The organism is Micrococcus porci, from assembly GCF_020097155.1.
Taxonomy (GTDB): domain Bacteria; phylum Actinomycetota; class Actinomycetes; order Actinomycetales; family Micrococcaceae; genus Micrococcus; species Micrococcus porci.
This window is the reverse complement of sequence record NZ_CP083691.1, coordinates 2182848-2198429: the sequence shown is the minus strand read 5'-3', so window position 1 is coordinate 2198429 and position 15582 is coordinate 2182848. Positions and strand designations below refer to the sequence as shown.

Annotated in this window: 11 protein-coding genes and 1 tRNA gene; 4 read left to right on the top strand and 8 right to left on the bottom strand. The window is 74.2% G+C overall.

Going from position 1 to position 15582, the window contains the following annotated elements; all coding sequences use genetic code 11:
* Positions 1 to 24: 24 nt before the first annotated feature.
* Positions 25 to 4107, bottom strand: a complete 4083-nt coding sequence (gene hrpA, locus KW076_RS10355) for an ATP-dependent RNA helicase HrpA (RefSeq protein WP_255612571.1) — start codon at positions 4105 to 4107, stop codon at positions 25 to 27.
* Positions 4108 to 4212: 105 nt separating this feature from the next.
* Between hrpA and putP the strand changes: the two genes are divergently transcribed.
* A complete protein-coding gene (gene putP, locus KW076_RS10350; RefSeq protein WP_224355256.1) occupies positions 4213 to 5823 on the top strand; it encodes a sodium/proline symporter PutP in 1611 nt (536 codons plus the stop codon).
* A 101-nt stretch (positions 5824 to 5924) separates the two neighbouring features.
* Here putP and KW076_RS10345 read toward each other — a convergent pair whose 3' ends face one another.
* The 5 genes from KW076_RS10345 to KW076_RS10325 form a co-directional block, all read right to left on the bottom strand.
* The gene (locus KW076_RS10345) at positions 5925 to 7388 is read right to left on the bottom strand and encodes an NAD-dependent succinate-semialdehyde dehydrogenase (RefSeq protein ID WP_434084322.1); all 1464 of its coding nucleotides are present in this window, start codon (positions 7386 to 7388) and stop codon (positions 5925 to 5927) included.
* 18 nt (positions 7389 to 7406) lie between these two features.
* Positions 7407 to 8090, bottom strand: coding sequence for a DNA-3-methyladenine glycosylase I (locus KW076_RS10340; RefSeq protein ID WP_224355254.1), 684 nt, complete (start codon positions 8088 to 8090; stop codon positions 7407 to 7409).
* Positions 8091 to 8183: 93 nt separating this feature from the next.
* Positions 8184 to 8783 (bottom strand): hypothetical protein, encoded by a 600-nt coding sequence (locus tag KW076_RS10335; RefSeq protein ID WP_224355253.1) that lies wholly within the window; start codon positions 8781 to 8783, stop codon positions 8184 to 8186.
* A gap of 59 nt (positions 8784 to 8842) precedes the next feature.
* Positions 8843 to 10663, bottom strand: coding sequence for a phosphomethylpyrimidine synthase ThiC (gene thiC, locus KW076_RS10330; RefSeq protein ID WP_286670219.1), 1821 nt, complete (start codon positions 10661 to 10663; stop codon positions 8843 to 8845).
* A 179-nt stretch (positions 10664 to 10842) separates the two neighbouring features.
* Entirely contained in the window at positions 10843 to 12000 is a 1158-nt protein-coding gene (locus tag KW076_RS10325) for a YkvI family membrane protein (RefSeq protein WP_224355252.1), read from the bottom strand.
* A gap of 119 nt (positions 12001 to 12119) precedes the next feature.
* Between KW076_RS10325 and thiD the strand changes: the two genes are divergently transcribed.
* Positions 12120 to 13049 carry a bifunctional hydroxymethylpyrimidine kinase/phosphomethylpyrimidine kinase gene (thiD, locus tag KW076_RS10320; protein WP_286670218.1) on the top strand — a complete coding sequence of 310 codons (930 nt, stop codon included), beginning with the start codon at positions 12120 to 12122 and terminating at the stop codon, positions 13047 to 13049.
* Between the two features lie 74 nt (positions 13050 to 13123).
* Here the strand turns inward: thiD and KW076_RS10315 are convergent.
* Positions 13124 to 13199 (bottom strand) — tRNA-Arg (locus KW076_RS10315).
* An 89-nt stretch (positions 13200 to 13288) separates the two neighbouring features.
* Positions 13289 to 14032, bottom strand: coding sequence for a thiamine phosphate synthase (thiE, locus tag KW076_RS10310; protein WP_224355251.1), 744 nt, complete (start codon positions 14030 to 14032; stop codon positions 13289 to 13291).
* Positions 14033 to 14177: 145 nt separating this feature from the next.
* Here thiE and KW076_RS10305 point away from each other — a divergent pair, with 145 nt between their 5' ends.
* Positions 14178 to 15341 (top strand): FAD-dependent oxidoreductase, encoded by a 1164-nt coding sequence (locus tag KW076_RS10305; protein ID WP_224355250.1) that lies wholly within the window; start codon positions 14178 to 14180, stop codon positions 15339 to 15341.
* Entirely contained in the window at positions 15338 to 15580 is a 243-nt protein-coding gene (gene thiS / locus KW076_RS10300) for a sulfur carrier protein ThiS (protein WP_224355249.1), read from the top strand. The genes KW076_RS10305 and thiS overlap by 4 nt, the downstream gene beginning before the upstream one ends.
* Positions 15581 to 15582: the final 2 nt, after the last annotated feature.

Sequence of the window (15582 nt, the reverse complement as noted above, 5' to 3'; positions counted from 1 at the left end):
CCCCTCCGGGCGGGCCCGTCGGCGTCAGCCCTGCCTCGCCTGCGCCAGGGCCTGGCGGACGCGCTTCTCCGACACGGAGACGGCCGTGCCCAGCTCCTGCGCGAAGTAGGACACCCGCAGCTCTTCGAGGAGCCACCGCACCCGCTCCAGCTCGGCCGGCACCGGCGTGCCCGGGAACCGGCTGCGGTGCGCGGTGACGGCGGCGTCGAACTCGTCCTCGAGGCCCTGCACCACGGCCATGTGCTGGCCGTCGCGTTGCAGGTGACCGCCGGCGTCGAGCTTGTCCAGGCGCGCCAGCATGCCCTGCACGTAGCGGGGGAGGTGCTGCAGCTGCTGCCAGCCGGTCGCGGCCAGGAAGCCGGGGAACACGAGCTGCTCCAGGTGCGCCTGGACGTCGGACTTCGCCGGGGCCATGGCCAGGGACACGCCGCCCTTGAGGCGGCGGCGGACCTCCGCGGCCCGGGACAGCACCTGCTCCACGAGGGCGGTGACGGCGAAGACCGTGTCGATCAGGTCGGCCCGGACGCGGTCGAACAGCGCCCGGAACCCCACCTCCGTGAACGGCAGGTCGGTGCCCACCAGCCGGTCGACGGCCACGTGGGTGGCGTCCCGCACGAGCGACTCCACGGAGCCGTGCGGGTTCTGCGTGAAGGTCAGCTTCTCCTTGTTGTCCAGGTGGTCCAGGACGTACCGGTGTGTGCTCGGCAGCGTGGCCAGCAGCAGCGCGATCACACCGGCGCGGTGCCAGGCCGCCTGGTCCTGCGCCGAGCGCGCGACGACGAGACCCGCCGCCGGAGACCCGTCCGCCGTGGTCTCGGGGATCAGGGAGGGGTAGCCGGTGATCGCGGGGCCGCGGTCGCCGGGGGCGGTGGTGATCTGCCGCGGGACCTCGCCGACGGTCCAGGAGGTCAGCCCGTGCCGCTCGCGGAAGGCGGGAGCGCCGTCGGCGGTCCGGGACGGGCCGGGGCGGCCGGTGTCCGCGGCGGGGCCCCGTGCTCCGCCGTCCCCGCCCTTCGGCTCGGTCTTCCCGCGGCCGCGCCCGGCGCCCTGACCCGGGCGGGCGTTGCGCGGGTCGTCCGTGCCGGCGAGGCGGGCGGCGATGGCGGAGCGGTTGGCCTTCGCCAGCCGGGCCTGCAGGGCGGGCAGGTCCTGCCCGGCGCCCATGACCGCGCCGCGGGCGTCCACCACGCGGTAGTCCATGCGCAGGTGGTCCGGGACCGCGTCCAGCCGCCACAGCTCGGGCTCGACGACCGCCCCGCGGACGCGCCGCACGGCGGAGGAGAGGGCCGCGGGCAGCTCGTCCCGGAGCGGGTCGGCGTGCGCGTCGAGGTCCTCCACGAGGAGACGGGCGACGTCCGGGGCCGGGACGAGGTTCTTGCGCACGGCCTTGGGCAGCGCCTTGATGAGGGCGGTCACGAGCTCCCCCCGCAGGCCGGGCACCAGCCAGGCGAACGGGCCGGGAGCGACCTCGTTGAGCAGCAGGATGGGGACGGCCACCGTGACGCCGTCCGTGCCGGAGGCGCCCGTCGGGTCGTAGGTGTAGTCCAGCGCCAGGTCGGCGTCCCCGCCGGGCAGCGGGTATCGGAAGGCCGTGGGGAAGGCGTCCGTGTCCAGCTCGTCGGCGTCCTGGGTGAGCAGGGCGTCCAGGTCCAGGTCCAGCAGGTCCGGCGTCTCCTGGCGGGCCTTCTTCCACCACGCGTCGAAGTGCCGCTCGGAGACGACGTTCGCGGGGACCCGCGCGTCGTAGAAGGCGAACAGCTCCTCGTCGCCCACGCGCAGGTCGCGGCGGCGCAGGCGCGTCTCCAGCTCGTCGACCTCCTCCAGGAGCCTCCGGTTGCGGGCGAAGAAGCGGTGCCGGGTGCGCCAGTCGCCCTCCACGAGGGCGTGCCGCAGGAACAGCTCGCGGGAGAGCACCGGGTCGATCCGGCCGTAGCGCACGCTGCGCTCGGGCACGATCGTCACCCCGAACAGGGTCACCTTCTCCATCGCGACGGCGGCTCCGGCCTTCCGGGACCAGTGCGGCTCGGCGTAGGAGCGCAGCACGAGGTCCCCGGCGACCTCCTCGATCCACTCCGGCTCGATCCGCGCGACGGCGCGCGCCCAGAGCCGGGAGGTCTCCACGAGCTCGGCGGCCATCACGAAGGGGTGGCGCTTCTTGAACAGGGCGGAGCCCGGGAACACCGCGAACCGGGTGTTCCGGGCGCCCTGGTACTCGCGGCGACGCTCGTCGTAGGCGCCGATCTGGGAGAGCAGGCCGGTCAGCAGGGACTTGTGGACGTCGTCGTGCTTGCCCACCGGGTCCACCGGACCCGGGTGCACGGACACGCCCACGTCCTTGGACAGCTGGCGCAGCTGGCGGACGAGGTCCTGCCATTCGTGCACGCGCAGCCAGTTGATGTGCTCGCGGCGGCAGAGCTTGCGGAACTGGCTGCCGGAGAGCTCCCTCTGCTGCTCGCGCAGGTACTCCCAGAGGTTGAGGTACGCGGAGAAGTCCGAGCGGTCGTCGGCGAAGCGGGCGTGGAGCTCGTCCGCGGCCTGGCGCTGCTCCACGGGGCGCTCGCGGGGGTCCTGGATGGTGAGCGCGGCGGCGAGGACCATGACCTCGCGGGTGCAGTCCCGGCGCCCGGACTCCAGGATCATGCGGCCCAGGCGGGGGTCCACGGGCAGCCGGGCCAGGCGGCGGCCGATGTCCGTGATGGTGCCGGCGGCGGACCGGTTCCCGGCCCCCTTGCCCCGGCCGCGTCCGCCCCCGCGCGTCGGCGCGTCGGCGTGGAGGGCGCCGAGCTCGGTGAGGGTGGCGGCGCCGTCGGTGACCTGCCGGGAGTCCGGCGGCTGGACGAACGGGAAGTCCATGACCTCCCGCGGGGTGTCCGCCACGCCGAGGGAGAGCATCTGCAGGATCACCGAGGCCAGGGAGGTGCGCAGGATCTCCGGGTCCGTGAACTCCGGCCGGGACAGGAAGTCCTCCTCGGAGTACAGGCGGATCGCGATGCCGTCGCTCGTGCGGCCGGAGCGGCCCGAGCGCTGGTTGGCGCTGGCCTGGGAGATCCGCTCGATCGGCAGGCGCTGGACCTTGGTGCGGTGCGAGTACCGGGAGATGCGGGCGGTGCCCGTGTCGATCACGTACTTGATGCCCGGCACCGTCAGCGAGGTCTCGGCGACGTTGGTGGCCAGCACGATCCGGCGGCGCACCCCGGCCCCGGCCCGCCCGAACACGCGGTGCTGCTCCGCCATGGACAGGCGCCCGTAGAGCGGCAGCACCTCGGTGCCCGCCAGGCGCGGGGTGGAGGCGACGACGCCCGCCAGGTGATCCGCCGCCTCGCGGATCTCCCGCTCGCCGGGGAAGAACACGAGGATGTCGCCGGGGGCCTCGCCGGCCAGCTCCAGCACGGCATCCCCGACCGCGTCGATGGGGTCGCGGGTCTCGGCGTGGTCGTCGGCGTCGTCGTCCGGGTCGTCGGGGGAGGGCTCCTCGGTGAGGGGCCGGTAGCGGATCTCCACCGGGTAGGTGCGGCCCGAGACCTCGATGATGGGGGCGGGCTCGTCCTCGGTGCCGAAGTGCCGGGCGAAGCGCTCCGGGTCGATCGTGGCGGAGGTGATGATCACCTTGAGGTCCGGCCGGCGTGGGAGCAGGCGCTTGAGGTAGCCCAGCAGGAAGTCGATGTTCAGGCTGCGCTCGTGGGCCTCGTCCACGATGATCGCGGAGTACTTCCGCAGGTCCGGGTCGTGGGGGATCTCGGCCAGCAGGATCCCGTCCGTCATGACCTTCACCCGGGTGCGCGTCGAGGTCTGGGCCGTGAAGCGCACCTGGTAGCCCACGGTCCGGCCGACGTCCTCGCCGAGCTCCTCGGCGATGCGCTCCGCCACGGAGCGGGCCGCGATGCGCCGCGGCTGGGTGTGGCCCACGACGCCGGCCCCGCCCAGCCCGAGCGCCAGCAGCATCTTGGGCAGCTGCGTCGTCTTGCCCGAGCCGGTCTCGCCGGCCACGATCACCACCTGGTTCTCGCGGACCGCGTCCATGATCTCCTCGCGCCGTTCGGCCACGGGCAGGTGCGCGGGGAAGGTGATGACGGGGGCGGCCGCGGGCGGCTGAGGGAAGTCGGTCATGGCGCGGACCAGTCTACGGGCGAGGGGGCCGGGCGACCCCGACGTCGTGCGCCGGCTCTGTGACGTGCGACATGAGCCCCTCCTGCCCTGTGGAATCATGCCCGCATGGACTCCAACACCGCCTTCCTCCTGGCGGCCATCGGGCTGTACTTCGTGGCGATGATCGCCATCGGCCTGTACGCCGCACGCAGGAACAACGACCTCGACGACTACATGCTCGCGGGACGCGACATGAAGCCCGGCGTGGCGGCACTGTCCGCCGGCGCCTCGGACATGTCCGGCTGGCTGCTCATGGGCCTGCCCGGCGCCGTCTACGCCTCCGGCCTGATCGAGGGGTGGATGGCGATCGGCCTGATCGTCGGCGCCTGGGTCAACTGGAAGGTGGTGGCCCCGCGGCTGCGCTCCTACACGGAGGTCGCCGGCGACTCGATCACCATCCCCACCTTCCTCGAGAACCGGTTCAAGGACCACACCCACATCCTGCGCATCGTCGCGGGCCTGATCATCCTGGTGTTCTTCACCTTCTACGTCTCCTCCGGCATGGTGGCCGGCGGCAAGTTCGTGGAGTCCACGTTCGGCCCGGACTCGATCTACGCGCAGGGCGTGAGCGTCAACTACCTCACCGGCATGGTCGTGGTGGCGGGCATCACCGTCCTGTACACGCTGTTCGGCGGGTTCCTGGGCGCGTCGCTGACGGACGTGGCCCAGGGCGTGCTCATGTTCCTGGCGCTCCTCGTGGTCCCCGTGGCCGTGATCGCCACCATGGGGGGCTGGGACCAGGTCCTCGAGGGGATCCGCGCGGCCGACGCCGCCGTCGGGCCCGAGGCCGACCGCTTCTCCCTGTTCCAGAACGCCACGCGGATCGGCGTGCTGTCCTCGCTGGCCTGGGGCCTGGGCTACTTCGGCCAGCCGCACATCATCGTGCGCTTCATGGCGCTGCGGACCCCTCAGGACGCGGCCGCCGCCCGCCGCATCGGCATCGGCTGGATGGTGCTGTCCGTGTTCGGCGCCGTCATGGTCGGCCTGGTGGGCCTGGCCTACTTCCAGGCGAACCCAGGCACCGAGCTGAACGACCCCGAGACGGTGTTCCTGGTGCTCGCGTCCATCCTGTTCCACCCCTTCGTGGCGGGCCTCGTGCTCGCCGCCGTCCTCGCGGCCATCATGTCGACGCTCTCCTCACAGCTGATCGTGTGCTCCTCGGCGCTCGTGGAGGACCTCTACATGCTCCGCGGACGCCGGGGCTCCCCGCGCACCATGGTCTGGCTCGGCCGCATCGGCGTGCTCGTCGTGGCGCTCATCGCCGGCCTGCTGGCCCTCAACCCGGACGCCAGCGTCTTGGAGCTCGTCTCCTTCGCCTGGGCCGGCTTCGGCGCGGCCTTCGGTCCGGTCATTCTCCTGGCCCTGTACTGGGAGCGCTTCACCTCGTGGGGCGCCATGGCCGCGATGGTCGTCGGCGCGGCGGTGGCCTGGTTCTGGTCCACGGCCTCCGCGGACACGTGGGACTGGTTCGGCCTCTACGAGCTGCTGCCAGGCTTCGTGGCGGCGCTGGCCGCCGGCGTCGTGGTCTCGCGGCTCACGCGCCGTCCGGACCACGTGCAGGAGCACATCAGCGGCGAGTTCACGGGCGCGGCCGACATCGTCGCCGGCCGCGAGCCCACCGCGCTCACCGGTTCCACCGGCGCCGTGGGCGGGTCCACCGCGGCCCCGCGCGCCTGACCGGCCCACCCTGGACAGCCGGAACGGCCCCCGGCCCGGATCTCCGGGGCGGGGGCCGTCGCCGTGCGGGGTGCGGCACCGCGGGCGGGTGCGGGGCCGACTCAGCCCTGCAGGTCGCCCTTGACCGCGTAGAGGCGCTTGTTGGCGAACTCGTCCACGGCGAACGGGCCGAGCTCGCGGCCGAAGCCCGAGCGCTTGACGCCGCCGAAGGGCAGGTTGGCCCCCTGGGCGGAGGGCAGGTTCACGTTGGCCATGCCCACCTCGAGCTGCTCGGCCACGCGCTTGGCCTCGTCCAGGTCCGTGGAGAACACGGCGCCGCCCAGGCCGTACTGGGAGTCGTTGGCCAGGGCGACGGCCTCCTCGGCGGAGGACACCCTGTAGACCACGGAGGCCATGCCGAACAGCTCCTGCGAGTAGGCCGGGTTCTCCTGGTCCACGTCCGTGATCACGGCGGGGGAGACGTAGAAGCCCTCGCCGGAGGGGCCGGAGAGGCGCTCGCCGCCCACGACGGTGGCGCCGGCCTCCTTGGCGTCCCGGATCTGGGCGGCGAGGCCGTCCGCGGCGGACTCCGAGGAGAGGGGTCCGTAGACGTCCTCGTCACGGGAGGTCGGATCGCCGGGCTTCAGTGCCGTGGACTGCTTGACGAGCTCGTCCACGAACTCGTCGTACAGGTCCTCCATGACGATCATGCGCTTGTTGGAGTTGCAGGCCTGGCCCCAGTTGCCCATGCGGGTCTGCAGGGCCTCGCGGGCGGCCTGGCGGGCATCGGGCGCGGAGAGGACGATGTACGGGTCCGAGCCGCCGAGCTCCAGCACGCACTTCTTGAGGTGGCGGCCGGCCTGCTCTGCGATGGACGCGCCGGCGCGCTCCGAGCCGGTCAGGGAGACACCCTGCACGCGCGGGTCCGCGATGATCGTGGAGATCTGATCGTGGGTGGCGTACAGGTTCTGGTACACGCCCGCCGGGAGCCCGGCCTCCTCGAAGAGGTCCTGCAGCAGCTGGGCGGTCTGCGGGTTGATCTCGGAGTGCTTGAGCAGGATGGTGTTGCCGAGCACGAGGTTGGGCGCCGCGAAGCGGGCCACCTGGTACACGGGGAAGTTCCACGGCATGACGCCGAGCAGCGGGCCGAGCGGCAGCTTCTCGAGGAAGGCCTCCTGGCCCGAGAAGTCCTTGATCGGCTGGTCCGCCAGCAGCTCCTCGGCGTTGTCCGCGTAGTACGCGAAGATCTGGGCGCTGAAGCGCACCTCGCCGATCGCACCGCCGAGGGACTTGCCCATCTCGGTGGTGATGAGTGCGGCGATGTCCTTGGAGCGCTCGGCGAGCAGCTCGGAGATGCGCTTGACGACGCCGGCACGCTCGGCGACCGTTGTCGCCGCCCACTGCTCGTAGGCGGCCTGCGAGGCGGCCAGTGCGTCCTGGACCTGCTGGTCCGTGGCGTTGTCGTACTGCTTGATCAGCTCGCCGGTGGCGGGGTTGATGGTGCGGTATCCCTGGGAGGCGGAGGTCGTGGTGGTCACGATGTCACCCTTTCCTGCTCGGTTCGTCGTTCGTGTTCTGCGTGCCATCGTGCTCGCCGGCCGCCCTCACGCCCAGATCCCAGAGGCCCCTCTTCGCCACGAGCTGACCAGGTGGGTGTCCACGACGCCGGCGGCCTCGAGCAGGGCGAAGCACGTGGTGGGGCCGACGAACCGGCAGCCGCGCGCCTTGAGCGCCTTCGCGAGGGCCGTGGACTCGGGGGAGGCGGACGGCACCTCGCCGATCGTGCGCGGGGTCGGGGTCTGGGCGGGCTGGTGGGCCCAGACGAGGCCCGGCAGTCCGGTGCCGGGACGGTCGCCCTCGCCGTCCCATGCCGGGCCGGCCCCGGGGGAGCCCGGGTGCAGCGGCGCGAAGACCTCGTCCCGGATCCCGACGACGGCCCGCGCGTTGGCGAGGGCCGCGTCGATCTTCCGGCGGTTGCGGATGATCCCGGCGTCCGCCATCAGCGCCTCGACCTCGACCGCGCCGAAGGCCGCGACGGCGTCCGGGTCGAAGCCGGCGAACACCTCCCGGAAGCGCGGCCGCTTGGCCAGCACCGTGCGCCAGCTCAGTCCGGACTGGAAGGCCTCGAGCGTGAGCCGTTCGAAGAGCCCGCGCTCGTCCGTGACGGGCAGCCCCCACTCGGCGTCGTAGTAGTCCCGCAGCAGCGGGTCGGCCGCCGCCCAGGCCGCGCGCGCCCTGCCGTCCGCGCCGAGCACGAGCCCGGCCGCCTCCGAGTTCTCCTCATCCATGCCCCGAGCGTACGAGGGGCCGAGGGCGCGGGCACGGCGGAGGCGGCGGAGCTGTGGAGTGGACGCGGACCCGCGTCCTCTGTGGAGGAGGAGTCAGAGCGCCGCCGGCAGGTTCCTCCAGAACGCCTTCCACGCCGCGGCCTCCTCGGCCGAGGCCGCCCTGGAGTGCGTCGCGACGACGGCGGCCTTGGCCGGCTTCCCCGCCGTCTGCGGCCTGGGCTCGGTCGCCAGCTCCGCGCGGGTGCCGTCGGCGAGCACCGCCCGCCAGAACAGCCGCGTGGCGGTGGCGGACTCGGTGGGCTCCTTCGCCAGGCCCACGCCGCGCAGGGCGCCCCCGTCGGACAGCGCGGCCCGCACCGCCCCGACGGCGCGGGCGTGCACCTCCTCCCGCGTGCCCTCCAGGATGCGGGAGGCGGTGACGGCGAAGGTCCCGTCCGCGCGCTGGCCGGGCCGCCGGCGGCCGATGTGCTGCTCGTAAGCCACGGTGACGCCCTGCGCCCACCACTCGGGGCTGCCCACCTCGGCCGTCTCACCCGAGCGCATCCGCTCCAGGACCAGCCCCACGATCTCCGCGTGCACCGTCAGGTCCCGGGCACCGCGGGCGTCCAGCCACGCGGCCCAGTCCTCGAAGGTCAGGCCGGTGGCCTCGGCGATGGCGTTCAGGTTCGCGCCGCGCGCGGGGGAGGTGCTCATGGCACGGAGCCTCGACGGCCGACCTTCCACCCCGCCCCGCGGCACGGCCGCGTGGACTCTCAGTCCGCCGCGAGCGCCGCGTCGCCCTCGGGGCGGCGCATCGAGGGCTCGGGCAGGTACACGGACCCGCCGGCGGCCCGGAACTCCGCGGACTTGGCAGCCATGCCGGCCTCGGCGATCCGCGCCTGCTCGGACTCGCCGCCGAACTCGCTGCGGATGTCCTGGCTGATGCGCATGGAGCAGAACTTCGGCCCGCACATCGAGCAGAAGTGCGCGGTCTTGGCGGGCTCGGCCGGCAGCGTCTCGTCGTGGTATTCCTCGGCGAGCTGCGGGTCCAGGCCGAGGCCGAACTGGTCGCGCCAGCGGAACTCGAAGCGCGCCGTGGACAGCGCGTCGTCGCGGTCGCGGGCGCCGGGGTGGCCCTTGGCGACGTCGGCGGCGTGCGCGGCGATCTTGTAGGTGATCACGCCCGTCTTCACGTCGTCCCGGTTCGGCAGGCCCAGGTGCTCCTTGGGCGTGACGTAGCAGAGCATCGCGGTGCCGTAGCGGGCGATCTCGGTGGCGCCGATGGCCGAGGTGATGTGGTCGTACGCCGGGGCGACGTCCGTGACGAGGGGGCCGAGCGTGTAGAACGGGGCGCCCTTGCACAGCTCCTGCTGGCGCTCCACGTTCTCCCGCACCAGGTGCAGCGGGATGTGGCCGGGGCCCTCCACCATGACCTGCACGTCGTACGCCCACGCCCGCTCCGTCAGCTCGGCCAGCGTGTCGAGCTCGGCGAACTGGGCGGCGTCGTTGGCGTCCGCCACGGAGCCCGGCCGCAGGCCGTCGCCCAGGGAGAACGCGACGTCGTAGCGGGCGAAGATCTCGCAGAGCTCGTCGTAGTTCTCGTAGAGGAAGTTCTCCCTGTGGTGGCCCAGGCACCAGCCGGCCATGATCGAGCCGCCGCGGGAGACGATGCCGGTCACGCGGTCCGCGGACAGCGGCACGTGGCGCAGCAGCACGCCGGCGTGCACGGTCATGTAGTCCACGCCCTGCTCGCACTGCTCGATCACGGTGTCGCGGAAGATCTCCCAGGTCAGGGCCTGGTGGTCGCCGCCGACCTTCTCGAGGGCCTGGTAGATCGGCACGGTGCCGATCGGCACGGGGGAGTTGCGCAGGATCCACTCGCGGGTGGTGTGGATGTCGTCGCCCGTGGACAGGTCCATCACGGTGTCCGCGCCCCAGCGGGTGGCCCACTGCAGCTTCGAGACCTCCTCGGCGATCGACGACGTCACCGCCGAGTTGCCGATGTTCGCGTTGACCTTCACGGCGAACGCCTTGCCGATGATCATCGGCTCCGACTCGGGGTGGTTCACGTTCGCCGGGATGATGGCGCGGCCGGCCGCGACCTCGGAGCGCACCAGCTCCGCGTCCACGCCCTCGCGCAGGGCGACGTAGCGCATCTCCGGGGTGATCTCGCCGCGCCGGGCGTAGTGCATCTGGGTGACGCGCGCGCCCTCCTTGGCGCGCAGCGGGGGGCGGCGCTCGCCGGCCCACTCCTGCGAGGCGGCGCCGCGGCGCACGGCCGAGCGGCCGTCGTCGAGCAGGTCACGCTCGCGGCCCTCGTACTCCTCGACGTCGCCGCGCGCGGCGATCCACTCGGCGCGCTGCGCGGGCAGCCCGCGCTCGGGGACGGAGCCGGGACCCATGGTGCGGTAGACCGCGAACGGCGGGTTGGGGGTGCCGTCCGGGGAGTCGTCCTGGTGGACGTGGGTGACGGGCACGCGGATGCCGTGCTCGGCGTCCTCCAGCCAGCCCAGGCGGTGGGTGGGGTAGTTCTCCTCGGCCGTCGGGACAGCCTCGGACTGCGGGGGGACAGGGGTGTGGTGGGACGCGGACACGGCCGCACGCTCCTTCTTCCTTCGCCGGCATGACCCGGACAGGTTCAGACGGTGTCCGGACGGCCTCAGCCCGGTCTCAGCCCCCTGCCGTGGGGCTCCCGTGGGATGCGTGCGACGCTACCACGCGCGGGTGAGCCCGACCACCCCCGGCGTCGACCCTTCCCGCGTGTCGTCCCCGGTCACGCGCGGTCGGCGCGCGCCGCCCGGCGCCGCACCAGCGTGCGGTCCAGGATCCACGTGGCGATCAGCATCGCGACGATGGCGATGCCCGCGTACCCGAGGACGGGGTAGACGATGCCCACCAGGTCGGAGAAGCCCACGCTGGAGAGCAGCACGGCGACGACGGCGGTGACCACGGCGATCAGCCAGCCGGGCACGTCGCGCAGCGGGGAGAGCAGGGCGATGCGCTCGACCCCGCCGAACAGGCAGGACACCGCCGTCGTGAACTGGGCCAGGAGCAGGATCACGGTGTAGACGGCCGCCACCCAGGGGGCGACCATGCCGGCCAGCTCGACCATCGGCAGCTCGGCGCGGCCGATGAGCGTGGCGTGCGCGCCCATGGCCGCCATGATGGCCCCGGCCATGACCACCAGGCCGATCGCCCCCAGGCCCGCGCCGGCCACGAGGCTCGTCCCGGGCGACGAGCTGCCCTTCCCGATCGGCGCCAGCACCGCGTAGGCGAGCTGGAAGTTGAAGGCGACGTAGAGGATGCCGGACATCCACCAGGTGTTGATCAGCGGGGACGAGGTGACCAGGGAGGCGACGTCGTCGGCGCCCGCCCCCGGATGGGTCAGGCCCCACCAGGCCACGCCCACGGCGACGAGGATGATCAGGGGCACCACGAGGCCCTGGACCTTCACCAGGCCGGAGATGCCGCCGAGCACGGTGAGCACACAGACGGCCGCCATGAGCGCCGCGCCCGCCCAGGCGGGCAGCCCGAGCCACGTGTCCAGGGCCGCGCCGGCGCCGGCGAACATGATCACCAGCGTCCCCAGCAGCGAGGCGGTGATGCACAGGTCCGCGAACCAGGTGGGGATGCGGGAGCTGGTGGGGTTCACCAGCCGGTGGATGTCCGTCGTCCGCAGCTGCTGCGCCATCTTCAGGACGATGGCCGAGAGCAGGAAGAACAGGACGCCGGCGATCACCAGCGCCCCCGTGCCGCCCCACAGCCCGAAGCTGACGAAGTACTGCAGGATCTCGTTGCCCGAGGCGTACCCCGCGCCGATCGTGGTGCCGATGAAGGTGGCGGCGATGCCGAGGGCCGACATCGGCCGCAGGCCGTTCCCCCCGTCCTGCGCGGGCCTGTTCTCGTGGGTGCTCTGAGCGACATGGGACATGCCCTCCAGACTCTCACGGGTCCGCCCGGCGGCCCGGAGGGGACGTCACGGAGCGCGGCGGGAGATCGCTCGGTCTCCGGGCGGTGACGGCGGGAGCCCCCTCCGGGTACAACCGGGGCATGGCCCCCTCGCCCTCGACTCCGCCCTCGTCCTCCCCCGCCGCCGAGGGGCCCGCCGTGCCGCGGGTGCTCAGCATCGCCGGCTCGGACTCGGGCGGCGGCGCCGGCATCCAGGCCGACCTCAAGACGATCGCCGAGTGGGGCGGCTACGGGATGACCGCGATCACCGCGATCACCGCGCAGAACACCCAGGGCGTGCAGGCCGTCCACCCGCTCCCCGCGGAGGTCGTGCGCGCGCAACTGGACTCGGTGGCCTCCGACATCGCGGTCGACGCCGTCAAGGTCGGCATGCTCGGCACCGCCGAGCTGATGCGCGTCGTCGCCGACTGGCTCGAGGAGGCCCGGCCCGCCGTCGTCGTGGTGGACCCGGTGATGGCGGCCACCAGCGGACACGCCCTCACCCCCGTGGGCGACGCCGAGGCGCACGCCGCGTGGGGGAGGCTGCTGCGGGCGGCGCACCTGGTGACGCCGAACCTGCCCGAGCTCGCGCGCCTCGCCGGGCGGCCGCTCGACTCCTGGGCCGCGGCGCTGGATGCCGCGCGGGAGCTGGCCGCCGCGCACGCTGTGACGGTGCTCGCGAAGGGCGGGCACCTCGCCGACCTCACGCGGGCCGACCCGGAGGGGGCCGAGGCCGGGGACGACCCCGACGCCGAAGGAGGGGTGCCGGACGCCCTCGTGCGTCCCGACGGCTCCGTCCACGAGGTGCGTGGGCCCCGGGTCGAGTCCGGGGCGACCCACGGGACCGGCTGCACCCTGTCCGCGGCCCTGGCCACGCTCGCCGCCGGCGGGCTCGGCTGGGAGGACGCGATCGAGCGCGCCAAGCCCTGGCTGGCGCAGGCGATGGTCGCGGGCGAGGCGCTCGCGGTGGGGGACCGCACCAGGCCGACGTGGCACGGGCCGGTGGACCACGGCCACGCCCGGCGCGGCTGAGAGCCGCCGGGGCGCCGGGGCGATCCGCTCCGGAGACGACGACGGGCGGCCATCTGCTGACGGCCGCCCGAAGGTGGTGCCCCCGATAGGATTCGAACCTACGACTTCCTGCTCCGGAGGCAGGCGCTCTATCCCCTGAGCTACGGAGGCGGGGGTCGCGGCGGAGCACGGGGCTCGCTGCGGACTCGACGACTCTACACCATCGCCGTCCCCCGGAGGCGGGGCGGCCCCCGGGCGGCTCAGGCCGGCAGTCCCGCCCGCAGCTCGCGGGCCGCCGCCTCGGGGTCGGCCGCCTGCGTCACGGCCCGCACCACCACGATGCGCCCCGCGCCGGCCGCGCGGACCTCGGGCAGCCGCTCCGCGTCGACGCCGCCGATGGCGAACCACGGCCGTGCCCCCGCCGGGTCCTCCGCGTCCAGGCGCGCGGCGAGGGTTGGCAGCCCCAGTCCGACGGCGGCCCGGCCCGGCTTCGTGGGCGTCGCCCACACCGGTCCCGTGCAGAAGTAGTCCAGGCCGTCCTCCGCGCGGGCGGCGCGTACGTGGTCCGGGGTGTGGCACGAGCGGCCGAGCACCACGTTCGGGCCCAGCAGGGCGCGGCACTGCGCGGTGGTCAGGTCGGTCTGGCCGGTGTGGAACACGTCCACCCCGGCCAGGGCGGCGACGTCGGCGCGATCGTTGGCGGCCGAGAGCGCCCCGTGCTCCCGGGCCAGCGGGATGAGCACGGCGAACGCGGCCAGCTCGACCGCCACGTCCACGGCCTTGTCCCGCACCTGGATCAGGTCCACCCCGCCGCGGAACGCCGCCGCGCAGAAGCCCCCGAACGCGGCCGTGTCGAGCGTGCCGTCCGGGCGCAGGAACCGCTGCAGGTCGGTGCAGACGTACAGCCGGGAGGCGGCGAGGCGGGCGCGGCGGCCCGCGCCGGGGCCGGTGTCGCCGTCGTCGCGGCCGGCCGCGGTCATCAGGAGCGGATCGGGGGAGTGCATGCGCCCACTGTGGCAGACTGGCCGCAGTTCCATGGGAGCCCGGGCCGCACACGCCGGGCTGAGAGGGCCGCAGGGGCGCACCGCGCCGGCGCGGCCGACCATCACCACTCGATGCGGGTCATGCCGCCGTGAGGAGGACCGGTCCGTGCACGTGGCCGTCGTCGGGGCCGGGATCATCGGCCTCACCGCCGCCGTGCGTCTGCGCGCGGCAGGCCACGCCGTCACCCTGATCGCCCCCGAACTGGACACCGCCGGGCGCCCACACGCCGTGGCCGGCGCCACCCACGCCGCCGCGGGCATGCTCGCCCCGCTCGCCGAGACGCAGTTCAGCCAGGACGCGCTCGCCCCGCTGCTGCACGCCGGCTGGAAGGGCTGGCCCCTGCTCGTGGATCTGCTCGCCGGCTTCTCCGACGTCGGGACCGGCTTCCGCACCGAGGGCTCGTGGATCGTGGCGGCGGATCCCTCGGACGTGCTCGCGTGGGAGCACGTGCTCGCGCACGCGTCCGCGCTCGGCCGCCGGGTGGAGCCCGTCGCCGTCCGCGCCCTGCGCCGGGCCGAGCCCGCGCTGGCCCCCGGCCTGGCCGCGGGCTTCGACGCCCCGGACGACCACCAGGTCGACCCCCGCCGGGCGGCCGCGGCCTGCCTGGCGGCCCTCGTGGCCGAGGCCGGTCCCGACGGCGGCCCCCTGCCCGCCGGCGCCGGCCCCGCCGCCCGCCTCGTGTCCGGCACGGTCACGTCCGCCGACCCGGTGGGCTCCGGCGTGGGGCTCACGCTGGCCGACGGGGGCATCCTCACCGCCGACGGCGCGGTCCTCGCCGCGGGCCTGGGCCACCGCGGGATCGGCGGGGCGGCCACCGCCGAGGTGCCGCTGCGCCCCGTCCACGGGGATGTGCTGCGCCTGCGCGTGCGGCCCGAGCAGCTGCTGCCGGGGGAGGACCACCTGATCACCCGCACCGTCCGCGGTCTCGTCCACGGGCGGCAGGTCTACCTGGTGCCCCGCGCGGACGGGACCCTCGTGGTCGGCGCGTCGGCCCGCGAGGACGGCCTCGCCGGCACGTCGGCCGGGTCCGTCCTCGACCTGCTGGCCGACGCCGCCGCGATCCTTCCCGCCGTCCGCGAGTGCGAGCTCGCCGAGGTCACCACCGCCGCCCGCCCCGGCACCCCCGACGACGCCCCGCGGGTCGAGGTCGTGCCGGGCGCCCCTGTCGTCGTGGCCACCGGCTTCCACCGCCACGGGATCCTGCTCGCGCCGTGGGCGGCCGGGCGAGTTCTCGACCTGCTGACCGCCCTGCCGAAGGAGACCGCATGAGCGCCCTCCCCCTGACCCTCAACGGGGAACCCGCCGAGCTGGACGGGCCCACCGTGCGCGACGTCGTCGAGCACGTGACCGGACGCACGGTCCGCGACGACGGCGCCGCCGCTGACGGGCGACGACTCGGCGTGGCCGTGGCCGTGGACGGTGAGGTCGTGCCCCGCTCGGCCTGGGCCGCCCGGACGCTGGCCGGCGGCGAGGCCGTCGAGGTCGTCACCGCGGTGCAGGGGGGCTGAGC

What these genes read in the sequence shown, in the direction of transcription:
- hrpA (WP_255612571.1), bottom strand. Translation starts at nt 4,107, where the DNA reads ATGACCGACTTCCCTCAGCCGCCCGCGGCCGCCCCCGTCATCACCTTC.
- putP (WP_224355256.1), top strand. Translation starts at nt 4,213, where the DNA reads ATGGACTCCAACACCGCCTTCCTCCTGGCGGCCATCGGGCTGTACTTC.
- KW076_RS10345 (WP_434084322.1), bottom strand. Translation starts at nt 7,388, where the DNA reads ATGGCACGCAGAACACGAACGACGAACCGAGCAGGAAAGGGTGACATC.
- KW076_RS10340 (WP_224355254.1), bottom strand. Translation starts at nt 8,090, where the DNA reads ATGGATGAGGAGAACTCGGAGGCGGCCGGGCTCGTGCTCGGCGCGGAC.
- KW076_RS10335 (WP_224355253.1), bottom strand. Translation starts at nt 8,783, where the DNA reads ATGAGCACCTCCCCCGCGCGCGGCGCGAACCTGAACGCCATCGCCGAG.
- KW076_RS10325 (WP_224355252.1), bottom strand. Translation starts at nt 12,000, where the DNA reads ATGTCCCATGTCGCTCAGAGCACCCACGAGAACAGGCCCGCGCAGGAC.
- thiD (WP_286670218.1), top strand. Translation starts at nt 12,120, where the DNA reads ATGGCCCCCTCGCCCTCGACTCCGCCCTCGTCCTCCCCCGCCGCCGAG.
- thiE (WP_224355251.1), bottom strand. Translation starts at nt 14,032, where the DNA reads ATGCACTCCCCCGATCCGCTCCTGATGACCGCGGCCGGCCGCGACGAC.
- thiS (WP_224355249.1), top strand. Translation starts at nt 15,338, where the DNA reads ATGAGCGCCCTCCCCCTGACCCTCAACGGGGAACCCGCCGAGCTGGAC.